This window comes from Nocardia sp. NBC_00403 (assembly GCF_036046055.1).
Taxonomy (GTDB): Bacteria; Actinomycetota; Actinomycetes; order Mycobacteriales; family Mycobacteriaceae; genus Nocardia.
Genome location: NZ_CP107939.1, coordinates 7,727,649 through 7,748,309, shown reverse-complemented (window position 1 = coordinate 7,748,309; position 20,661 = coordinate 7,727,649). Strand labels below are relative to the sequence as shown.

Genomic DNA, 20,661 nt, shown 5'->3' with positions numbered 1-20,661 from the left:
GTGGATCCGTGCGGTACGTCAATCCGATGCGGGCGTGCTTGCCACGAGGTCGGCGGCTCCGTTGGGTGTCGGTGTCGGCACCGGTTGGGCTTTCGGCGGTGTTCGAGTGGTGGAACCCAATGCTGTGGAACTTGTGGTTTCGCGGGCGAAGAACGCGCCGATGTCGCCGATGGCGCTCATCAGTTGTGCTGGGAACACGACGGTGGTGTTCTTGTCGACGCCGAGTTCGATCAGGGTCTGCAGGTTGCGCAACTGCAAGGCGAGAGGGTGGGCCATCATGGTGTCGGAGGCGTCGCCGAGTGCTGCGGCGGCCAACGATTCACCTTCGGCGGCAATAATTTTTGCCCGCTTCTCGCGTTCGGCCTCGGCTTGTCGAGCCATCGCGCGCTGCATGCTGTCGGGCAGTTGGATGTCCTTCAATTCGACCAGGGTGACTTCGACACCCCATTCGAGGGTGGTGGTGTCGAGGATCTGGCGGATATCGGCGTTGATGGTGTCGGTCTCGGCCAGTGCCTGGTCGAGGGTGTGCTGCCCGACCACCTTGCGCAGCGTGGTCTGGGCAATCTGATCGATTGCGGCGTAGACATTTTCGATCGCGACGACAGATTTCTCGGCGTCGACGACCCGGAAGTAGGCGACGGCGGAGATGTCGACGCTGACGTTGTCGCGGGTGATGATGCCCTGCGACTGGATCGGCATGGTGATGATGCGCATCGACACTTTCCGTAGTTGGTCGACGACCGGGATGATGAATCTCAGGCCGGGTTCTCTGACCGCGATCACGCGCCCGAGGCGGAACAACACGCCCTTCTCGTATTGGGTCACCACACGAATCGACATCGATAGCGCGATCAGTGCCACGACGAGCACGACGATTATGGTAACGATGATTCCGTTCATCACTACTCCTCACCGACGCGAATTCGCGTCGGCATCCGAAACGAGATGGTCGGCGTTGTCGCCGACGAATGCCGGCGCGGCGACCACCGGCGAACCGGCTCGATGCGGGGTGCCCACGACGAATTCGGCTCGCCGTCCTCAGAATGCGGCCCAGTACACGTGTTCGACAGAGCCGAACGGCATCGGCCGCCGGGTACTTCGGCCGGGTGACGAGGTTCGTCGAGTCCTATTGGGATTTGTACACCGCGTACCAGGTCCGACGTGCCACCCGCAGGATCGCCTCGGCGAGGAGTTCGCTGCGGCGATACAACTCGCGCCGGCGTAGCTCGCGGTGCAGACGGTCTCGTGTTCGAGGTCGTCGATGGCTTCACGATAGGCGTGCTCGGCGCGGGGCAGCCGTTCCACGGATTCGTCGGCCGATTGCCTGGTGTCACGCTCGGCCGACGACGCGTACGCGGGATTCCGCGACGTCGCGGTCGAGGCCCGCACGGCGGTGTTCACCGACGCGATGATGTATGCTCACCGGCCTCGCCGAGGCCGCATGCTCTACTGGCGCAACAACCCGCGAGCAGGCTGATATCTGGATCGCCGAGCAGGCCGAACGTGGCGCTGCCGGGCGTTTTTTCCTGGCGATACCGCTGTTCGTGGCCGCCGTAGCACGTAGCTGAGACCAGGACGGCCCCCGCGGACGCCGCAGTCCCGATGCTTGGCTGCCGGGTGAAGCACCGCCGAGGTGCTGGCCGTGTGCGGCGATTTCGCGACGCCGATAACCGTGCCTGCAGTTACGATCATGGTCGACTCTCATCCGATCGGGCGGATCTTCGCTCGGAGGTCCCCAGCCGAAGGGACCGGTCCTCAGGGAGATGTCTTCAGCATGACGGTACCGTCGGAAGGCGCGAAGATAACGGATCGGTCGGTGCGGATGACCGATCTGGTGGGCGTGCTTGTCGGCGCGCTACTCGCCGGGATCGTGGCCATGCACCATGTCGCGCTCACCAGCCCGCCGCATCACCGAATAGGTGTCGCGGAGATGGCGATGTTGATGCGATCTTGCAACCCGCCGACACCAGCCGCGGGGCACTGTCCCGATGGCGGCGATGCGAGGCACAGCTCCCTGCATGCGTGTGTTCGTTATGCCCGCCGCCGCGGCGGTGTGCGGGCCTCTGGGATGCGTTCGTTGCTTGGTTCTCCCACATGGATGATGAGTCTTCGGCGCCGGTTGCCGCGATTGCGGAGCCGTTGGGCCGTGCGCCACCGTGGACGATGCTCACGCTGGCGCAGTTGTCGATATTGCGGTTGTGACGGACGGCCCGCGGCGATGAACGGTTGCGATCGGTTCATCGCGCGCGACGGTATCTCGTCTCTGGATATGACGCCGTATTTCTCGACCCCCCAAGGAGTTTCATCATGTCTGTACGATCGAAGACCCTCGAGATCGCTATTTCTGGCCTCACCGCGGTCGCGCTCATCGTGGCCGGCTGTAGCAACAACAACGATTCCGGGAGCACGCCCCCGACGTCGCCCAGCACGAGCATGCCGAGCATGTCCGGGATGCCGGGAATGCCGGGAACCGCGACCACGCCGACGTCCCCCGCGGCGTACAACGACGCCGACGTGATGTTCCTGCAGATGATGTACCCACATCACGCACAGGCGGTGGAGATGGCCGATCTGGTGCCGTCACGCTCGCAGAACCAGCAAGTGCTCGACCTCGCCGTCCGCATCAAGAACGCCCAGGCCCCCGAGATGGCCCAAATCAGTTCGCTACTGCAAAGTTTCGGGAAACCGGCACCGACCGCTGATAGCGGCACGATGAGCCACGGCACACCCGGAATGATGAACCCGGAACAACTCTCCTCACTGAAAGCGTTGTCCGGCAAAGAATTCGACACGATGTGGCTGAACATGATGATCGACCACCACACAGGGGCGATCGATATGGGCAAGACCGAACAGACGAGCGGAACCAATACCGACGCCAAGAACCTCGCCGACACTATCGTCTCTGCCCAGCAGGGCGAAATCGATCAGATGAAGGCGATGCTCGAACAAAACTGAGCGGCCTCGATCGCCGATCGCTGAGTCGGCCGGGCGAGTGTGGACTCGACCAGACTCGCCCCGCCGGTAGTAGCGCGTGAAAACAGTTCAGGCTCTGGGGGAGCTGACCAGGGCCGGGCTCACGCTGACCGAGGGCCGTCGCCTGGGCGATGGCGATGATGCCTTTCACCTGCTTATCTGCCAACACTCGCATATCTGAGGTGAGCCGGGGACGTAGGGCCTGCGGCCAGGGCTGTCGGACTCTGTCGGCGTCACCCCTGTGGTCAGCGGACGTAGGACAGTACCGTCATCATGCCCGCTTCGCCGTGATAGGCGTTGTGGCAGTGCAGCATCCACTGGCCGGGATGCACGAGATCCGAATTGGCGGTGCTGCTGGTGGCCGGATGGTGGATCGCCCGGTCGGCGCGTTGCAGATCGGGCAGGGCGGTGCCCACTATCCGCGCGACGTGGCCGCCGGTCTTATGGTGGATGTCGTCGTCGGGCTGGTCATCGCCCTGGCGCCGTGCAGATGCACGCCCCTGTTGATCGAGAAGCTTTCCACCGGTGCACTGCCCCCGATTCTCACAGCAGCCTGAGGAACGACTCTGCGCAGGCTTTGCCGACGGCCGTGGCCTTCGGGTCAGCTTGTGTAGTCGAGTCTGGTCATCATGCCGACGTCCATGTGGTATCCATTGTGGCAGTGCAGCATCCAGTCGCCAGGGTTGTCGGCGATGAGGTCGACCCGGACCCTGGTCATCGGGAGGACGATCACGGTGTCCTTGCGTGGTCCAGCCGTTCCGTCGGGCTTGACGACCTGGAAGGTGTGGCCGTGCAGGTGCATCGGGTGCCACATCATCGTCTGGTTGTCGAACGTGAGGCGTGCGCGTTGACCTTGGCGGATGGTGAGTGGGGCGTTGTCGGGGTAGGGCCGATTGTCGATGGACCAGTCGTATTTCATCATGCCGCCAGTGAGGTTCGCGGCGAGTGTCACATCCGGTTTCGCTTGGGGTAGTGCAGCTTCGGGAGCGGGGGTGAACGAGTCGATGGTGCCGATGCGGCCGTTCAGTTCGGTGGGCCGCGATCCCGGTTCGGGGGTGGTGCCTGTGGCGGTGGAAAGCAGGGCTCGGGCCTGCTGGTTCTTTCCTTCGGCGAGGGCGACGAGGGGGAACACGCCGTCGGCGGCGGTGATGGTGACGTCGTAGCGTTCGCCCATACCGAGGAGCAGGGCGTCCACGACGGTGGGCTGGATGGGGAAGCCGTCGGTGTGGGTGACCGTCATCGGATGTCCAGCCAGCGCCACCCGGAACGCGGTGTCGGCGGCGGCGTTGATGATCCGGATCCGAATACGTTGCCCCGGTGAGGCTTTGAAAACCGATGGTGCGGCGGGGACGCGGCCGTTGATCAGGTAGTGCGGGTAGGCGATATCGCCGGCGTCGCCGCCGAGCAGCTCGCTGGTGCCGACTCCGCCCATCCCACTCATGCCCGGCATACCGTGGCCCATGCCCGAGGAGGACATGCCAGATGCCCGCAGCCCGTCGAGGATCTGTTGTGGGCTTTGGCCGACGCCGTCGGTCCAGTCGTCGAGGACGACGATCCATTCGGCGTCGTAGCGTCCCGCATCCGCGGGATCGTCCACGATCACCGGCAGATACAGGCCGTAGTCGGTGTCGAGCCCGGCGTGTGGATGGGCCCAGTAGGTGCCCGGATGCGCTACGGAGAACCGGTAGATGAAATCGGTGCCCGGCTTGATGTCAGGGCTGGCGGGTGCCGCGCCGTCCATGTCGTTGCGCAGCGCGATGCCGTGCCAGTGAATCGATGTCGGGTGGTCGAGTCTGTTGGTGACGGTGACAGCGAGTTCGTCACCGACGTTCGCCCGGATCAGCGGCCCGGGCACAGTGTTGCCATAGACGAGTGTACGTGCGGTGATTCCGCCGAGGTCGACCTCGGTGGTCTGGGGTCGCAGCGCCGCGGTGACGATACGGCCGGTGTGTGGCCGGAGGGCTTCGGCGGCCTCGATCGTAGTGGGGTCCACGGGAGTTGGAGAACTGTTGGCGGCGGCGCCGTGGTCGGATCGGCCGCACGCCGCCACTGTCAGGCCGCTGATAGCGGCGGCGAGAAAGGTTCGGCGGGTGAGTGGGTTGCGGTGAAATGGTTCGGTCATCACAGGATTCCCTCGAAAGAGTGCGCGGGCGCGCACAACAAATGGGACGGACAGCAGACCCGCTCCGGCCATTCGGCTGATGTACCGGACGGGTGTGTCCGTCACACCCGCAGAATCGAAAGTTGCGGCAACGACGGAGTCGTCCACGGCGGTCCGCGCCCGCCGAAAGCGCGAACCAGCATCATGGTGCGAGTTTCGGGAACGCCGGATTGCTCGATCGTCCACACGGGCACCTCCGGCGGGGTGAGCGTGGTCTGCGGCACTGGGACCGCCACGCACGCATGATCGTGGACGCCGCGCATGTCGGGTCCGCAGGTCGCTGCCGGGATCGTGCCGTCCACGATAGGGGACATCACCGATGCGGCAGGCCCGGACGACCGTGCGCCGTGCATGCTGTGTGTTGGGCCGGGTGGGTGCGTGGTGAGTGCATGCATGATCGCTACCGCCAGCGACAACAGCAGCGCACACGTCAGTATGAGCTGCCGGTTCGCCGTGGTCATACCGGAAATCGTACGCGGGGATCGGGCCTCGGCTCTGCCGTCGCAGGGCGGCAAGCGCAACCGGTCATCGCCTCGATGACCGCAACAGGCCGTACCCCTTTGCCGAGGGGTCACGGCGTCTGGACCGGTGTGATCGCGGGCCCGTTCTTGTCGAGAACTGGGTGGCTGGGGCCGGTGGGGTTGCGCAGCGTGTGCATGCGGTCGCAGTACTGCTGTTGGTCGATTTCCCCGCGCGCGAACCGCTCGGCGAGCAGTTGCTCGGGAGTCGGACGCACTGTGGGGTGCTTGTCGAATGGTTGGGGTCGGCCCGCGTAGCGGAACAATGCGATGCCACCGGGATGAACGCGCCACAAGCCCTGACCGCCGCCATCGACTCAGCGGTGGCCTAAGACATCGGCACAAGGGACCCCGGCCTCTGCTGTCGATCATGCCTGCTGCGGTGCAGTGGGATCGGTCCGGCGTTTAACCCGGTCGGGAGGAGTGTGCGATGAGTCGAATGACCAGGCAGGCTCGGCCGTGGGTGGCACGGCTGGGCGGTTGGCTGGAACCGGTGCTGGTGGTGGTCACGGTGGCGGCGCTGACGATCGGCGCGGTCCTGTGGGTGTTCGGTTCGCGTGGTGCTGCCGACGGGTTCTGGATCGCGGCGACAGTGGCGGCGTTCGTTCCCGCGCTGTTCTGGATGATCGCCACGCTTGTGAAGGGCCGGGCCGGTGTCGACCTGATCGCGGTGTTGTCGTTGGCGGGAACGCTGTGGGTCGGCGAGTATCTGGCTGGGGCGCTGATTGCCGTCATGCTGGCCGGTGGACGAGCCCTCGACGCCGCTGCCGAACGGCGTGCCTCACGGGATCTGCGCGCCCTGCTGGAGCATGCACCCCGGTCGGCTCGTCGTCGAGTCGGTGATGAGGTGACGGTGATTCCGCTCGGCCAGGTCGTGGTCGATGACGTGCTTGTGGTCGCTGCGGGTGAGATAGTGCCGGTCGATGGGCGGATTCTGAATACCGTTGCGGTGCTGGATGAGTCGGTATTGACCGGGGAACCGCTGCAGGTGGAGCGTGGGGTCGGTGAGCCGGTGCGCAGCGGTGTCGTCAATGCCGGTGATGCGTTCGAGATGCGTGCGAGCGCGACGGCGGCCGAGAGTACCTACGCCGGGATTGTGCGGCTGGCCGAGCAGGCCGGCGCCGAGAACGCACCGGTGGTGCGGCTTGCCGACCGATACGCGGCGTGGTTCCTGCCGCTCGCGCTGCTGGTCGCCGGTGCCGCTTACGCCATCAGCGGGTCGGCGGTGCGGGCGGTCGCCGTCCTGGTGGTCGCGACACCGTGCCCGCTGCTGTTGGCCGCGCCCGTGGCGATCGTCTCGGGACTATCGCGGGCCTCGCGCCTGGGAGTCGTCGTGCGTGGCGGTAGCGCATTGGAAAGCCTCGGCCATGCAACCACTTTGGTGATGGACAAGACCGGCACTCTCACCACGGGCCGTCCGCAAGTCGTCGAAGTGGTAGCCGCACCGGGCCGCGAGGCGACGGAGATGATGCGACTGGCCGCGTCGGTGGACCAGGTGTCGCCCCACGTTCTGGCCGAAGCGATCGTCACCGAAGCGCTCGCGCGCGGTATCGACTTGTCGGCACCCACCGACCTGGCCGAGCAAGCCGGGCGCGGGGTGTCGGGCACCGTGGACGGCCACCGGGTCGACGTCGGCAAGCTGCCCGACTCGCGCATCGGTGCCGGCTGGGCCCGCGCTGTCGTCAACCGGGCAAGCCTGGATTCGGCCGCGATCGCCTGGATCGTCGTCGACGGTGACCTCGTAGCAGCGATCCTGCTGCGAGACCCGTTGCGCAGACACGCACCCCGCACCATTCGGCGACTGCGTGCGGCCGGTCTGAACCGACTGGTCATGCTCACCGGCGACCGGCCCGAACCCGCACGCGAAGTCGCGACCGTACTCGGCTTGGACGAGGTGTATGCCGAGCAAAGCCCCGCCGACAAGGTCGATGCCGTGCGCCGCGAACGTGAACACGCGGTGACGGTGATGGTCGGTGACGGCGTCAACGACGCCCCGGCGCTGGCCGCGGCCAGCGTCGGCGTCGCGATGGGGGCGCGCGGATCGACCGCCTCGTCGGAAGCCGCCGACATCGTGCTCACCACCGATCGTCTCGACCGGCTCGCCGATGCCATGGACACCGCCCGCTGGTCGCGCCGCATCGCCGTGCAGAGCGCCGTCGTCGGCATGAGTCTGTCACTGCTGGCCATGATCGTCGCCGCCGCCGGCTGGCTGCCACCCGCCGCCGGTGCGCTGCTGCAGGAAGGCATCGACGTGGCAGTGATCCTCAATGCGCTACGCGCCCTGCGTGGCAATCCGGCACTGCGCACCGAACTCGCCCCCGACACCGAGGCTATGCTGCGCCGCTTCGCCGGTGAACACGAGGCATTGCGCGACGCACTCGGATTGCTCCGCACCGCCGCCGATCGCCTCGCCGAGCGTAGCGGCGAGGAGACCGCGTTGTCCGCGGTCGAGGCCGCCTATAGGTTCCTCCTCGACGAACTGCTGCCTCACGAAGAGGCCGAGGAAACCGAACTGTATCCGGCTCTGGCGACGCCACTCGGCAGTGCCGAGGCCACCGCCACCATGAGTCGAACGCATGCCGAGATCCAGCGGCTCACCATGCGAATCGGTAACCACCTCCGCTTGGCGCGTACCACCGGCCGCATCGGCTCCGACCAGATCGATGATCTGCTGGCCTGCCTGTATGGGCTCTACGTCCTGCTGAAGCTGCACTTTCGACAGGAAGAGGAAAACTATTTCACGCTCACCGACGAACCCGAATACGCCTCGACATCCACACGATCCGGCATCAAGCCATCCTCGCGACCATGACCGACTCGCCGGGTAGACCGCCTCCGGCTACACCGCGGCCGACTCAGGACACCGACAGGCACGGTGGGTACAGCCACCCCCCGCAACAATGGGAGTCGTTGTCATCGTGGCGATCTGGACAGTTCGAAACCCCCGTCCCCGGTGGGCGGTGGCGCGCGATCATGGGCGTCACTGATGTATCGGCTGGGCACGCACCTGCGCCGATTGGCTGCTCGGCTGCCGCCTGCTCGCCGCGCCGCACCGGTCACCATGGCAATCGGCGCCGCCGCGATGTGCTCGCTGGCGGCGGTGTTCGCCGAGATTCTCGACAATGTGCTCGACGGGGACGGTATCGCCTTCGTGGACGGACCCGTTGCGACGTGGCTTGCCACGCATCGTGACCCTGGATTCACCGGTGTCATGCGCATTCTCACTCAGCTTGGCAGCCCGCTCGTGCTTGTCGTCGTTATGGGACTGGTTTCCGCGGTTGCGGCTTGGCGGAGCCGCAGTGCCGTGCCGCTGGGCATCGGCGGACTGGCTTTGGGTGGATTCGGCCTCACGGTGCTGATCGTCAAACTCGTCGTGGTCCGCCCACGTCCGCCATTGCATTACCGAGCCGTCGCTGTCGAGGGCTACTCCTTCCCTTCCGGGCATGCCATCGGCGTCAGCGTGATCGGCATCATCAGCGCCTGGCTGCTCACCCGCCGCTGTGCCGATTGCTGGCTCACACGGGTGACACTATGGATCGCCGTCCTCATAGTCATTGCGGGCGTGGGCTTTCCCGCGTCTACCTCGGCGTCCACTATCTCAGCGACATCATCGCCGGATGGGCGCTGGGAACGCTGTGGGTGGGGGTCCTCATCGTCGCCGTGCGGCTTTGGCAGACACTTCCATTGGACCTGAACCTGCCGCGTCAACGGTGAGGGCACGATCATGATCTAGGAGCACTTGTCCGATCGCGGTCGCCGTGATGTTCCCAGCCCGCCGCTAGCATCGCTATAGTCGCGCACAATGGCCGCGACCACCGTTGGTGCTGCGTGGCGATCGAGGTCGGGACATGGTGCTCATCAGGCCGGGCCGAAGTGCTCTGGTCGGTCGGGAGTGCTGACTGTGACGATGGGGTATGGCCTCCTCCATCGGCGCTCGCCCGGCTACGGAACCAGTGGTGGCCTGCGCCGGGCTGACGAAAGATTTCGGCTCGGGTCGCGGGTTATTCGACTTGGAGCTTAACGTCGGGCGCGGGGAAACGTTCGGTTTTATCGGTCCCAATGGCGCCGGGAAGACGACCACGATCCGGCTGCTGATGGATCTGGCCCGTCCGGATCGTGGGAGAGCGAGCATCTTCGGGCTGGACACCCACACCGACAGCGTGGAGATCAAACGCCGAGTCGGTTATCTGCCGGGTGAGCTGGTGCAGTGGCCGCGAGTCACTGCGGGCTACGTGATCGGCATGCTGGCAGGAGAAGGTGTAGTTCAGCGTGACGGTTCGCTTCCGCTATCCGCCACGCCTTGGTAACTAGTAACTCCCGGTGGCCGTCACTGCGGGCTCTCCACGACCTGCCGGAACAGGACCTCGAAGTTATCGTCGAGATTGATCACTTCGCCTGTGGTCTCCACTCAACGTCATCCCGCCCAGGTCGATCCTTCTGGCGGATCTCCACTGCGCCACCATCGGTTGGACGATGGCGCCGCTTGGCCATGCGCTGTGTGTTCGCTCAGTTTGCCCATGCCGCGGCAAGGTCTGCGAGCGGGGAGGGATCGGTGGGGGCGATATATCGGTAGCTCTGGGGTGGTTGAAAGGTGGCGTAAGTCCGTAACAAGTTGAGGGTCAGCGGTTCTGGCAACGTTCGAGGAGCATCGATCGAAAGTGCGGTGGCGTGTTCAGCGCCAGCGAAATAGTCGGAGAACTCGGCTCGGGACAGGCCCACGCTGTCGCGGTATCGGCGCCATATGGTCGCCGGGCTGGCGGTGTCCCGGTCTCTCAGTGTCGCGACGCCTAGTACGGCCATCACTGGGGAGCTGGCGTAGAGCACGAGCAGCGTGCCGGGTAGTGCCGATACGCGGGTGCGCCGCAACTCGACGGTCTTCGTGCCGTCGAGGATCGCCTGCGCAAACCTGGGGCGAAGCGACAGCAGGAGGGGGCGTTGCACTGTCAGAAGTTCGCCTTCGGGTGCTGGTGTCGCAGTCATGGCTCGAACCTTATCCACGGACTATGTATCGAACGTGAGTTCGATACCTGATCTTTGGATGTTACTGGAGGTGCGCGCTTCCGGCCCTATAAAGGGCGGCGAAGAGTTCTGGATTGACGCGCTGAGGGCCATAGAACGCCTTCGGCCCTCCATGCTGTTGTCGGAGCCGGTCATATGTGCTGTTGGAAATCGGCCTGTCGAATAACTCGGTATCGGAGAACCGGAGGGCTTGCACGGTCGGTCTACCGTCTGCGAATTCCTCCAGATCTGGCAAGTCGAGCACGCCGTAATGCCTGAGAGCGGCGTGAAGCCGTGCCGGCCTGTCGACGTCGATGGCGTCCAGCAGAGACGTGCCGACAATCGCCGCAGAGGCTCGGCGCGTTTGACTGACTCGCCACAGCACCCTCGCAGGGGCAGTCAGCTTGGCATCGTGGGTTCGGTAGTAAACCTGTTCACGCCCCAGCGACAGTTCGACGGGGCGAGTCGTGAGCTGGATCGGGTAGCCGAGCAGGTCACCGCTCCACCGGGACTGGATCGGAATGACGTAGTGCGGCAGCGCGGTGTCGATGAGTTTGGCTGGCCAGAGCGATCGCTCGATCTCGGCAGCCGCGCGGGACGGAAGTCCGGGCCGCAGTAGCGGCCCCGGCCCCGCGTTGACCAGTCGACGGATTTCATTGGCAGCCTGGCCTATGTCGTGACTTGTCCCGCACATGGGAATGACCCAGGCGTACCAGTGATCACCTTGGTGATGGAAGGGGTCTGTTGCCAACGCGCGAGTGAGGACACCACCTACGTGTCGGTCGGAGACGTCGATGACACGTGCACCTTGCTCCTGCGCAACTCGGCGTAACAGCCAGAGGAGTTGGCGGGCGATGGTGTCGGACAGCTGGTGCCCGATCGTCCGCATCAGCGGCACACGCAGGATCTGTCCGTCGAGATAGGCGGCATAGCAGGCGATTGCGGGTTCATCGACCGTGCGAATCAGCCACCGCGGTACCTGTTCCCGCGCGAGCGCTCGCAGTAGATCGCGCAGTTCGCCGCGTGTTTCGCCGGACGTTTTGCCGAGGAATTCAAGCAGACGGTGCTCGTCGTCTGCGCTCGCTCGGACCTGGTCGTATGCGCTGTTTTGAAGCCGGGCGGGCTGGTAGGCCCACGCTTGTGCGAGTTTGTCCAAGTGGGTGACAAGGTGGTCTGGGTCCAGGACGTGGAAGGAGGCCAAGGCTGGCATAACCTTCCGCAGTTCTCCGAACCGCCTGCGCAGCTTGTCATCCCATGTCAGCAGAACGCCGACACCTGCGGCCGCCGCCTCCGCAATTTGCCACAGATCCCCTTCGTCTTGGGGAGACAGCTGTTGGTCGCCCGTAGTCGACGCATGAACGAGCTGCGTGAAAAGGTCCTCGGCTCGGCTGGCTACTGCGGTTCGTCGTGGGTACTGATTTGCGGCCACCTTGATCGGGGCTCGTTGGACCTGAGGGCGGCGCGCCAATTCGCGGTCGACAGCGTTCGTGACGACCAAGCGGAGCCGTCCTACCAAGTGGTCGGCGATCAGCACGCGGGACCGTTTCGAACTGGCGGAGTCTGCCCGCGTGTGCAGGTCCATGAGGATATTCAGATCGAGCGCCGCCTCCAGCAGGTCAGGCTCGTCGGCCAGCAGCTCGGGTTCGGTGAGGAAGCTGAAAAGGTCTGCGTGGCCGTGGTCCAGCCACCACACCGTCATCGGGCTGCGGTCTCTGCCGCGGCCGACGGCTCGACTACGGGCGTGGAAACCCAACGCCTCCCACATGGGGTTGAGTTCGTAGTCGTCTCGGCATTTGGCGAGTATGCCCAACCGTGACGAGTGCTTTTCCCGAATCTCGGCCACCAGTGCGCGAGCTACGCCCGACTTGCGTGCAAGCGAGTCTACGCACAGGTGCGACAACATGACCTGATTGTTGCGGGGCAGCCGAAAGAGGGCATATCCCATGAGCACGCCGTCGATCCTTGCGTCAATCAGGCCGCCCCACTGTGTGGCTTCCCGGAACGCGCCCGCTGGCATCATCCCCAGCGTGCGGCTGTACCGCTTGCTCAACTTTATGAGCTCATCGACTGCCGGATCTCCGGGCCCCACCTCGCTGATCTCAAGCGTCCCCATAAAACTTCGAATCTACCGGCTATCCCGCCACCGGTGGGGGTATTCGACTCTGTCCCAACCAAGTTCGGATGATCAGGGTCGGGATGGTCCGTGGGGGTCGCGGGTGCGGACGCCACGTTCGCGCAGCCGGTTCAGTACGGTGATAGATCGACGATGAGGTGTCGGGCGACTCGGGCGCGGGGGCGTTGGTCTCGGAGCCGGACTTGCTTGGTTTCGAGTTCGGCTCGGCGCTGGTTGTGATTCGGCTCGGCGACCGTCCCAGTCGACTAGGTGTATGAGGTCATGACGTTGGTGACGCCGGTGTGGAGTCGGGTGGCTGGCGGTTGGTTTCCTACGGCCGAATGCGGTCGATGGTAGTTGTAATGGATGTTCCAGACGCCGAGGGAGTTCGACCGTTGGTGTTCAGAGGTCCATTTGCGGGCGTAGAGGAATTCCTCGGCCAGAATCCTGTTGTAGCGCTCCACTTTCCCGTTGTGACGTGGGGTGTAGGGCTTGATTCGCTGGTGATGGGCGCCGATCAGGGCGCGGGCGAAGTCGGCCACACGGTAGCAGGCACCGTTGTCGGTGACGATCCGCTCGAGGAAAACGATGCCGTGAGCGTGGAAGAATGCTCATGCCCAGTCCATGAATCCTCTTGCTGTTACTGATTTTTTGTCGTGTAGTGCCTCGGTGTAGGTGAGTCGAGAGTAGCCGTCGATCGCCGTGTGCAGATATATGTATCCGGCTCTGGCGCCGCGTTTCTTGGGCGATATCTCACCTGGGGTTCATTGCCAAAACTGGGCCTGTTCGGAGTCATACGGCACCGAAAATCGCCTCGCCGCATACCGGCGACGCGGTCCGCTTCACCGCTACCGGCGGCCAGCAGGTCACCGCGAACGAGCGCGCCGAGATCCTGGTCTGGGAAATGCACGCCAGCGTCCAGTTCTGACCTTCAGTGCCGACCCACCGTCAGGGGCAGGGATGTGACTTTCTCGGGTTCAACACCCGCCGCCACCATGGCCGGGTCCACTGATCAACCCGAGCGAAGATGAACGCGACCGCCGAGCGGGCTCGATGCGCGCGTTGGATCGGCACGCGCAGCCACTGCTGCCCCAACGATCCCCGCAGTGTTCTGCAACGCGGCGGCCACCACCGGCGTGCGGTTCTTCAGCAACGGAATCCATTTGTCGCCCTTGCGGCTGACCCCGCCACCGGCGATGAACAGGTCGGGCGAGATCGCGTTTTCGATGGCGACCAGCACCTTCGTCACCTCGGAGGCCCACCGCTTGTAGCTCCAGGCGTGCCTCTCCTTGACCGACACGGCGCCCCGACGCTCGGCCTCCATACCGCCGACCTCGATGTGACCGAATTCAGTGTTGGGCAACAACACCCCGTTATGGATCACCGCCGAACCGATGCCGGTGCCAAACGTCAGCAACACAATGACGCCGTCGTTGTCCTTGCCCGCACCGAACTCGACTTCGGCCAATTCCGCCGCGTCGGCGTCATTGAGCAGGGTCACCGGCAGTCCGCCGAGTTCGGCACTGATCACCGCCTGGGCGTTCACTCCGATCCAAGACTTGTCGAGGTGCGCGGCGGTACGGGCTACGCCGCCGCTGACCACACCCGGATAGGTGACGCCAAGCGGCGCGTCCCACTGGAAGTGCTTCACCACCACACCGATCGTGTCGGCGAGAGCCTCCGGAGTGGCCGGCCGCGGGGTCGGGAGTTTGAAGCGGTCGCCGATCAACTGCCCGGTGCCGAGATCGACGACGCCGCCCTTCACACCGCTACCGCCCACGTCGATGCCGAAGCTCCCGCGATGCGGCCCAGCCTGGCTCGGCTTTTCGGTGACCGAAGCGGTGGAATCGGCCATGGACACTCCACTACCTGGCGGCGGCCCAAGGTCGACTCGCTCCACAGATGCCGGGCTGGTCGTTACCATGGGTTTCATCGAGTTTCCTGGTCACGAATCGGAAATCGAGGCAGAGATTTCAGGAGGCTGCCCGTATTCCTACAAAAAGGGCGCAAAGGGTTCGTTCACAACGGCACTGCCCGCTTCGGACACCCCGCTGAACGGACACGGCGCATGTCAGTGACATACCCCAATACTGACGGTGCACATAACATCGAGCATCTATTCTCTCCCCGGACCGGTATTCCTGCTACCTGCAAAAGCGACCGGTCCCATTGCAGTTCGGCAGCGTATGTCAACACTGCGATACCCGCGGAACTTCGGGTGAAGCGTTCACGGTTACGGGCGACCCCGGCATAGGTGCGTGCACCCGTTTGTATGCTGCTGTGCTGGTAGCCGTGCACGGTGTCATCGGTGTGGTTGGCCAAGGTTGCGATGAACCTTAGTGGTCGTGTTCGGAAGTCCTTCGGGGTTGATCACGCGGCGAGGCGGAACGAGGATTCTTCTGGGTGATCGGCGGCGTGCCGGTCGAGCCTGGCCAGCAGATCGTCCAGGTCGGAGGTGGTGACCCTCCACTGGAACGGCTGTGCCGTGGCGTTGTAGCGGTCTTCGAAGGCTCGGAGCCGATCCCCGACCTGGGCAAGGTCGGTGAAGTCGTGGGGTGAGACGACCTTGCGCTGCACGACGGAGGAGTAGATCTCCACCTGGTTCAACCAGGAGGCGTGCACGGGGTGTGCACCGAACGCAGCGGTCAACCGGTCTGCCGCGGCCTTGCCGCGGTGCGAGGAGCCGTTGTCGACGACTCAGAACACCGCTTCGCGCTGGTGTAGGGCTCCTGGCTCATGACCTGGGTGACCAGGTTCATCAACGGGTCGATGCCGGTGGTTTTCTCGCAGCGGCCGAAGACCGTCGCGCGCTCCCGGGCGATGCGAGCGTTCGAGCGGCCCCGGGCCGTGTGCAGGACAACCTGGGCGCGCTAACGGAGCCGGTGTTCGGACTTGTGGCCGTAGGCCATCTTCTTCAGCCGCTCGCGTTCCGAGGCAGGCGGAGGCAACGGGCAAGGCAGGAAGGCCGATCGCGAGAAGCGGATCACGACAGGCCGCATCCTGCCGCACCCCGACACCTGCCTGTCCGGCAGGATGTCCGCTGTGCGCACGCCCTCGGCACACACCCGGCTCCAAACCCGAGCTGTAACTGAACGTGCACGCCAAAGCCGTCTGGCCGCAGCTGGCCGGCCTGCGCATCCGCCTGGAAACAGGTAGCGGGACTGCTGCACAGATAGGTGTCAAACCTGACCTGCCCCACCCCTTGGGTTCCAGTTCCAGTGGCTAACTGACAGCCTTTACGAAAGGCTGAACGCCGTGCCCCGCCCCTACCCTCCCGAGTTCCGTGCGCGAGCAGTCGCGCTGGTACGCGCAGGCAGACAAGCCAAGCAGACAGCCGTCGAGCTAGGCATTCATCCAGTGACGCTGTCAAAATGGGTCCGTCAAGACGAGATCGACCGCGGACTGCGACCCGGTACCTCCTCTACCGAGTCGGTGCAGTTACGGGCGGCGCGGCGACGGATCTCCGAACTGGAAAGCGAGTTGGCGATCATCCGCCAAGCAACGAAATTCCTCGGCGAGGACAAGCCCCGCCCAAAAGGGTCTACCCGGTGATCGACGCTCTCGTCGACGCCGGGGCCCCAGTGGACCGATGCTGCCGAATCCTCGGAATTACTCGCCAGAACTACTACAAGCACAAACGCACCCCGACCACACCCACCCAGCTGCGGCGCCAGTGGCTGACCGGGCTGATCCGTGAGGTCCACGTCGCCTCCCGGGGCACTTACGGGTACCGCAGAATCCATGCCGAACTCACCCTCGGTATGAGCGTGCAGGTCTGCTCGCGAACGGTGTCGGTTCTGATGACCCAAGCCGGCATCTACGGGCTGCCCGGGCCGACGCGGGTCAAACGCCTGCGCGGCGTCGCGACTGCCGATGATCTGGTTAACCGCAAGTTCCACCGGCTGGCGCCAAATGAGTTGTGGGTCACTGACATAACGCAACACAGGACGCGAGAAGGCTGGGTCTACTGCGCTGCGGTTCTCGACGCGTTCAGCCGTCGGATCGTGGGCTGGTCGATCGATTCCAAGCAGGACGCGACCTTGGTGGTCAACGCCTTGGACATGGCTATCCGTAATCGCCATCCCGCTCCCGGTGGGGTCGTGCATGCTGACCACGGCACCCAATTCACGTCCTGGGTCTTCGGCGAGAAGATCCGCTCCGCGGGTCTGCTGCCCTCGTTCGGCACCGTCGGCGACGGACTCGATAACGCGATGATGGAAAGCTTCTGGTCCTCGATGCAGATCGAGCTACTCAACCGCAAGAAATGGAAGACCCGAATCGAGCTCGCCAACGCGATCTTCGACTACATCGAGATCTTCCACAACCGCCAGCGGCGCCACTCCGCCCTGGGCTACTCCACTCCGATCGAGTACGAATTATCCTTCGACAACAACAACATCCGCGCTGTCAGTTAGCCACCACAACTGGAACCTAACTGGTGGGGCAGGTCACCCCGCCTGGTCACCTGCGGGACGTTACGGGGTAGCTAACCCCGACCACGAACCGCTGCGTATAGATAAGTCGACAGTTGAATACGCGATCTCACCAGTCCGCCCTGGTTCTGTCGGTTCAACGGGGCGCCGCCGGAACTCCTTAGCGCCGGATCTCGGGCGACTGTCCCTCAACCACCTTGTAGACCGGCTTTCGGCCGTTGTCGATGCTGTTCACAACGCGATTCGGTCCTTCGTAGTGGGACACCTCGCGGAGCTCCTGCAGTAGGAAGGCTGGAACGGGAGTCGCGACCGTTTCGCCGGTGTCGTCGTTGGTCCACGTGTTGTAGATGCCCGCCGGCGCCGGGCGACCTTGTTGCCCACCAACCGCCTGTCCTCATCGACCAGCGTTCACGCCCCGACCAAATGGGGTCGCCGACTGGCAGGGGCCGGTATTCGAGTAGTCGGAATTGCACCGAGTGGTCGATCCTCCGGTTCCGGACCGGGAAGCTGGATCACGGCGTTGACCTGCAGGGTTTTCACGCCGCAGAGTAAGGCGGCTGGCTCGGGCTGCGTCAGGACTCCTACCGTGAGTTCTCGTCCGGGCCGACACCCGGGTAAAGAATCAGATTTCTCTGGAGAGATTCGTATGAAAACTCTGTCCAACGCACTCACCGCGCTCATCGGGTCTGCCGTCGTCGCCGGTGGCATCGCTGTCGCCGCAGCTTCCGGAGTAGCGGCGGCCGACTCCACTCCCACCGCGACCCCGATCGGCAAGACACCCGGGAGCCTCATCACGATCAACGACTGCCAAAGGGGAGGCGGACGCGTCGACACCTACCCGTATGCCTCCTCCACCGGCGTCTGCCACGGCGGAGTCTTCGACGGTCGCGGCGTCGTCTTCAAATAGCGCGGAAGATCCGGCACAGTGAGGGCCGCCGAGTACCCGACAACCATGCCCGCCGCTCCAGCCTCGCAGCAATGCCTGGCTGGAGCTGGCGGCCCTGGTCATCATCGCGCTCACGACGGTCACTTTGGTCGTGGTGGGCAATGCTGGAGTGGCGGTATCGACTGCCGCGAGCGTCGCACTCGTCAGGACCTTCAATTCCTGGCGAGCCGACCGCCTGCCGTGAAGATGCGCACCGGGGAAGACATGTGCCGGGTCGCGGTGTCGATCCACTCTGGTGAAGTGTCCGCCCACGACATCACCCGGATGATCTCTCGTGAAGGCAACCCGACCCAGTTGGGCGTTCAGCGACTCGCAACAGGTGTCTTCCGATCCGCCTGCGCAAGTTCCACCGGTCGTGGTCGCCACGGCGAATGCCGCTGGTAGCGCGGCTGCCAAACCCATCGGTAGACGAGGCGGAGTGGCGGCGGGAGTAGCCCGAGGGCGAATGCTCGGGTTTGTGGCGATGCCCCGTCGAGCAGCCACGGAAAGAACCATGCGCCGCCTTTGATTCCGATCCGGTGGCGCTGATCGTTGCCGAACGCGGTCCACTCCTGAGGAGTGAGGGTCTCCCGCACCAATGGCAGGGCCGCACCCTCCTCGTGGTCAAGATGGCCGATGAGCACCTCGGCGAGCCGCTCGAGCCGGGCGACCAGATGGGTGGTTGATGCCTGATCCAGGTCTTGCTCTATCTGTTCGAGCAGCGGATCGAGTTGTGCGTGCTCCTGGGCCATCTGGGTCAGCAGGGCGGTGTGCGCATCCGGCTTCGCCTGCAGCGTCGGCCACAGCACCTCGTCCTCGGAGGTGTGGTGGATGGTCAGATACTCGCTGAATGTCCGCCACCCGGCCCGCAGCGCGGTGAGCGCGGCCGGATCATCGCCCACCTCGGTGGCAGCAGCTTGCATCCGAAGCAGATCTCGACGAAAAGCGTTGTGCACCAGGATCATCATGGTGACGTCGGGTTGGTTCATTCGAAAGTCTTCTTTCTCGAGAGGTTTCAGGCGATCGGAACTGCTGCGCCCTCGTCGGCGACTTCGCGGATGGCGATGACACCGATCACGCACGCGACGGCCAGCGTCACCGCGGCGACCAGGTACGCGAGGCCGTAACCATCTGCGAGCGCATCGCTGATCAACCGGCGTAGCTCGGGCGGCATCGGTCCACCACCGCCCGCGTGCGCCTGCGCTCCGAGGCCCGGGACCGCGGTGTCGAGCCGGTGCCGGGCGGCCGTTGCCGCGATGGTCCCGAACACCGCCAAGCCGAGTCCGCCGCCCACCTGCTGGCACGTATTGAGCAGTGCCGAGGAGATGCCTGCCGCGTCATGGTCGACACGCACCACGGCGGCCAGGGTCAGTGGGACGAAGCACAGCCCCACCCCGCATCCCGCCAGTACGAGCGGTCCCGCGAGATCGCCGAGGTATCGGGCATCGGCGTCGAGGAACGACAACCAGAACAATCCGGACGCCAGGGTGAGCAGTCCGACCCCTAGCAACGGGCGCGGGCCGATCCGGCCGACCAGCCGGCCGCTGATGCCGGCCGTGGCCCCGGCGCCTACCGCGAACGCCAGGAATGCGAAGCCCGTTCGGAGCGCGCTGTATCCGAGCACGATCTGCATGAACAGGGTGAGGAAGTAGAACACTGCGATCGTCGCGGCGCCGACGACCAACATGACCACGTAGGCGCCGGCGCGGTTGCGATCGGCCCAGATGCGCAATGGCATCAGTGGCGATGGCTGGCGCGCTTCGATGAGCACGAACGTCAGCAGCGCCACCGCGCCACCGGTCAGCGGCCCGTAAGTGCCTGCGCTGCCCCAGGAATCGGAGGAGGCGTGCATCAGGCCGTAGACGATCGAGGACACACCAGCGGTGACGGTCAGCGCGCCCGCCAGGTCCATGCGCCCACCCGCCGTCGCCGTTCGCTGGAAGGCCCTCGGCGCCAGGACAGCCGCGAAGATCCCGATCGGTATATTGACGAAAAGCACCCAACGCCAGCTCAATCCGGTAGTCAGCACGCCGCCGAGCACATTGCCGAGTGCCCCACCGGCACCTGACATCGCGGCATAGACACCCATCGCCCGGTTGCGCTCGTGACCTTCGGCGAAGGTCGTGGCGATCAGTGCCAGCGCGGCGGGCGCGATCAGCGCACCCGCCACGCCTTGGGCGACTCGCGCGCCTATCAGCCATCCCGCGTCCGGTGCCAGACCGCCGGCGGTCGAGGCGACCACCAGCAGACCCAGGCCCGCGATCAATGTCCGGCGCTTGCCGTAGACGTCGGCGATGCGTCCTCCCAGTAGGAGCAGACCACCAAACGCCAGGGCGTAGGCGTTGACGATCCATTCCAGGCCGGTCGCGGAGAACCCCAGGTCCTGCTGGATCGATGGCAGCGCGACGTTCACTATCGACACGTCCAGCACGACCGTCAGCTGTGCGATCGCGATGACCGCCAGCGCCAGGCCCTTTCGGTTCGTCCCGACCGCCGCGGTGATGGGAACCCCTATTTCAGTGCTCATCGCCACCCCT

Annotated in this window: 17 protein-coding genes and 3 pseudogenes; 8 read left to right on the top strand and 12 right to left on the bottom strand. The window is 64.8% G+C overall.

What is annotated here, in order from left to right; translation table 11 throughout:
* Positions 1-18: 18 nt before the first annotated feature.
* Positions 19-900 carry a slipin family protein gene (locus OHQ90_RS34745; RefSeq protein ID WP_328404838.1) on the bottom strand — a complete coding sequence of 294 codons (882 nt, stop codon included), beginning with the start codon at positions 898-900 and terminating at the stop codon, positions 19-21.
* A 427-nt stretch (positions 901-1,327) separates the two neighbouring features.
* Between OHQ90_RS34745 and OHQ90_RS34740 the strand changes: the two genes are divergently transcribed.
* Positions 1,328-1,477 carry a hypothetical protein gene (locus tag OHQ90_RS34740; protein WP_328404836.1) on the top strand — a complete coding sequence of 50 codons (150 nt, stop codon included), beginning with the start codon at positions 1,328-1,330 and terminating at the stop codon, positions 1,475-1,477.
* A gap of 830 nt (positions 1,478-2,307) precedes the next feature.
* A complete protein-coding gene (locus OHQ90_RS34735) occupies positions 2,308-2,958 on the top strand; it encodes a DUF305 domain-containing protein (RefSeq protein WP_328404834.1) in 651 nt (216 codons plus the stop codon).
* A gap of 263 nt (positions 2,959-3,221) precedes the next feature.
* Here OHQ90_RS34735 and OHQ90_RS39675 read toward each other — a convergent pair whose 3' ends face one another.
* The 4 genes from OHQ90_RS39675 to OHQ90_RS34715 all read right to left on the bottom strand — a co-directional run bounded on the left by OHQ90_RS39675 (position 3,222) and on the right by OHQ90_RS34715 (position 5,873).
* On the bottom strand, positions 3,222-3,392 hold the full coding sequence (locus tag OHQ90_RS39675; RefSeq protein ID WP_442941248.1) for a multicopper oxidase domain-containing protein: 171 nt from the start codon (positions 3,390-3,392) through the stop codon (positions 3,222-3,224).
* A 185-nt stretch (positions 3,393-3,577) separates the two neighbouring features.
* Positions 3,578-5,098 (bottom strand): multicopper oxidase family protein, encoded by a 1,521-nt coding sequence (locus tag OHQ90_RS34725; RefSeq protein ID WP_328404832.1) that lies wholly within the window; start codon positions 5,096-5,098, stop codon positions 3,578-3,580.
* A gap of 101 nt (positions 5,099-5,199) precedes the next feature.
* On the bottom strand, positions 5,200-5,598 hold the full coding sequence (locus OHQ90_RS34720) for a DUF6153 family protein (RefSeq protein WP_328404830.1): 399 nt from the start codon (positions 5,596-5,598) through the stop codon (positions 5,200-5,202).
* Positions 5,599-5,708: 110 nt separating this feature from the next.
* Entirely contained in the window at positions 5,709-5,873 is a 165-nt protein-coding gene (locus OHQ90_RS34715; RefSeq protein ID WP_328404828.1) for a hypothetical protein, read from the bottom strand.
* A 212-nt stretch (positions 5,874-6,085) separates the two neighbouring features.
* On the opposite strand from OHQ90_RS34715, the gene OHQ90_RS34710 reads away from it, so the two are divergent.
* The 3 genes from OHQ90_RS34710 to OHQ90_RS34700 all read left to right on the top strand — a co-directional run bounded on the left by OHQ90_RS34710 (position 6,086) and on the right by OHQ90_RS34700 (position 9,962).
* Positions 6,086-8,467, top strand: a complete 2,382-nt coding sequence (locus OHQ90_RS34710) for a heavy metal translocating P-type ATPase (RefSeq protein ID WP_442941247.1) — start codon at positions 6,086-6,088, stop codon at positions 8,465-8,467.
* A 719-nt stretch (positions 8,468-9,186) separates the two neighbouring features.
* Positions 9,187-9,369 carry a phosphatase PAP2 family protein gene (locus OHQ90_RS39670; protein WP_442941246.1) on the top strand — a complete coding sequence of 61 codons (183 nt, stop codon included), beginning with the start codon at positions 9,187-9,189 and terminating at the stop codon, positions 9,367-9,369.
* A gap of 200 nt (positions 9,370-9,569) precedes the next feature.
* A complete protein-coding gene (locus OHQ90_RS34700; protein ID WP_328404824.1) occupies positions 9,570-9,962 on the top strand; it encodes an ATP-binding cassette domain-containing protein in 393 nt (130 codons plus the stop codon).
* 199 nt (positions 9,963-10,161) lie between these two features.
* Here the strand turns inward: OHQ90_RS34700 and OHQ90_RS34695 are convergent, their stop codons facing one another.
* From OHQ90_RS34695 to OHQ90_RS34685, 3 genes and pseudogenes are all read right to left on the bottom strand, one after another.
* A complete protein-coding gene (locus tag OHQ90_RS34695) occupies positions 10,162-10,635 on the bottom strand; it encodes a hypothetical protein (RefSeq protein ID WP_328404822.1) in 474 nt (157 codons plus the stop codon).
* Between the two features lie 61 nt (positions 10,636-10,696).
* The gene (locus OHQ90_RS34690; protein WP_328413315.1) at positions 10,697-12,598 is read right to left on the bottom strand and encodes a hypothetical protein; all 1,902 of its coding nucleotides are present in this window, start codon (positions 12,596-12,598) and stop codon (positions 10,697-10,699) included.
* Between the two features lie 434 nt (positions 12,599-13,032).
* Positions 13,033-13,509 (bottom strand): annotated as a pseudogene (locus OHQ90_RS34685) (integrase core domain-containing protein); the annotation flags it as partial.
* Between the two features lie 83 nt (positions 13,510-13,592).
* Here OHQ90_RS34685 and OHQ90_RS34680 point away from each other — a divergent pair.
* Positions 13,593-13,694, top strand: a pseudogene (locus tag OHQ90_RS34680) (pirin family protein); the annotation flags it as partial.
* Between the two features lie 84 nt (positions 13,695-13,778).
* On the opposite strand, the gene ppgK reads toward OHQ90_RS34680, so the two are convergent.
* Together ppgK and OHQ90_RS34670 are read right to left on the bottom strand one after the other, a co-directional pair.
* Positions 13,779-14,621 (bottom strand): polyphosphate--glucose phosphotransferase, encoded by an 843-nt coding sequence (ppgK, locus tag OHQ90_RS34675; protein ID WP_328404820.1) that lies wholly within the window; start codon positions 14,619-14,621, stop codon positions 13,779-13,781.
* Positions 14,622-15,136: 515 nt separating this feature from the next.
* Complete coding sequence (locus OHQ90_RS34670; RefSeq protein ID WP_328404818.1) at positions 15,137-15,415, bottom strand: hypothetical protein; 279 nt, start codon at positions 15,413-15,415, stop codon at positions 15,137-15,139.
* A 606-nt stretch (positions 15,416-16,021) separates the two neighbouring features.
* On the opposite strand from OHQ90_RS34670, the pseudogene OHQ90_RS34665 reads away from it, so the two are divergent.
* Both OHQ90_RS34665 and OHQ90_RS34660 read left to right on the top strand, forming a co-directional pair.
* Positions 16,022-17,181: pseudogene (locus OHQ90_RS34665) on the top strand (IS3 family transposase).
* A 664-nt stretch (positions 17,182-17,845) separates the two neighbouring features.
* A complete protein-coding gene (locus OHQ90_RS34660) occupies positions 17,846-18,106 on the top strand; it encodes a hypothetical protein (RefSeq protein WP_328404816.1) in 261 nt (86 codons plus the stop codon).
* 341 nt (positions 18,107-18,447) lie between these two features.
* Here OHQ90_RS34660 and OHQ90_RS34655 read toward each other — a convergent pair whose 3' ends face one another.
* Both OHQ90_RS34655 and OHQ90_RS34650 read right to left on the bottom strand, forming a co-directional pair.
* On the bottom strand, positions 18,448-19,113 hold the full coding sequence (locus OHQ90_RS34655; RefSeq protein ID WP_328404814.1) for a hemerythrin domain-containing protein: 666 nt from the start codon (positions 19,111-19,113) through the stop codon (positions 18,448-18,450).
* 26 nt (positions 19,114-19,139) lie between these two features.
* The gene (locus OHQ90_RS34650) at positions 19,140-20,651 is read right to left on the bottom strand and encodes an MFS transporter (RefSeq protein ID WP_328404812.1); all 1,512 of its coding nucleotides are present in this window, start codon (positions 20,649-20,651) and stop codon (positions 19,140-19,142) included.
* Between the last annotated feature and the right edge of the window lie 10 nt (positions 20,652-20,661).

Bases quoted from the DNA above. Each gene is read 5' to 3' on its own strand.
- OHQ90_RS34745 (WP_328404838.1), bottom strand. From the start codon at position 900: ATGAACGGAATCATCGTTACCATAATCGTCGTGCTCGTCGTGGCACTG.
- OHQ90_RS34735 (WP_328404834.1), top strand. From the start codon at position 2,308: ATGTCTGTACGATCGAAGACCCTCGAGATCGCTATTTCTGGCCTCACC.
- OHQ90_RS34725 (WP_328404832.1), bottom strand. From the start codon at position 5,098: ATGACCGAACCATTTCACCGCAACCCACTCACCCGCCGAACCTTTCTC.
- OHQ90_RS34720 (WP_328404830.1), bottom strand. From the start codon at position 5,598: ATGACCACGGCGAACCGGCAGCTCATACTGACGTGTGCGCTGCTGTTG.
- OHQ90_RS34710 (WP_442941247.1), top strand. From the start codon at position 6,086: ATGAGTCGAATGACCAGGCAGGCTCGGCCGTGGGTGGCACGGCTGGGC.
- OHQ90_RS39670 (WP_442941246.1), top strand. From the start codon at position 9,187: ATGGATCGCCGTCCTCATAGTCATTGCGGGCGTGGGCTTTCCCGCGTC.
- OHQ90_RS34700 (WP_328404824.1), top strand. From the start codon at position 9,570: ATGGCCTCCTCCATCGGCGCTCGCCCGGCTACGGAACCAGTGGTGGCC.
- OHQ90_RS34695 (WP_328404822.1), bottom strand. From the start codon at position 10,635: ATGACTGCGACACCAGCACCCGAAGGCGAACTTCTGACAGTGCAACGC.
- OHQ90_RS34690 (WP_328413315.1), bottom strand. From the start codon at position 12,598: ATGGGATATGCCCTCTTTCGGCTGCCCCGCAACAATCAGGTCATGTTG.
- ppgK (WP_328404820.1), bottom strand. From the start codon at position 14,621: ATGGCCGATTCCACCGCTTCGGTCACCGAAAAGCCGAGCCAGGCTGGG.
- OHQ90_RS34660 (WP_328404816.1), top strand. From the start codon at position 17,846: ATGAAAACTCTGTCCAACGCACTCACCGCGCTCATCGGGTCTGCCGTC.
- OHQ90_RS34655 (WP_328404814.1), bottom strand. From the start codon at position 19,113: ATGAACCAACCCGACGTCACCATGATGATCCTGGTGCACAACGCTTTT.
- OHQ90_RS34650 (WP_328404812.1), bottom strand. From the start codon at position 20,651: ATGAGCACTGAAATAGGGGTTCCCATCACCGCGGCGGTCGGGACGAAC.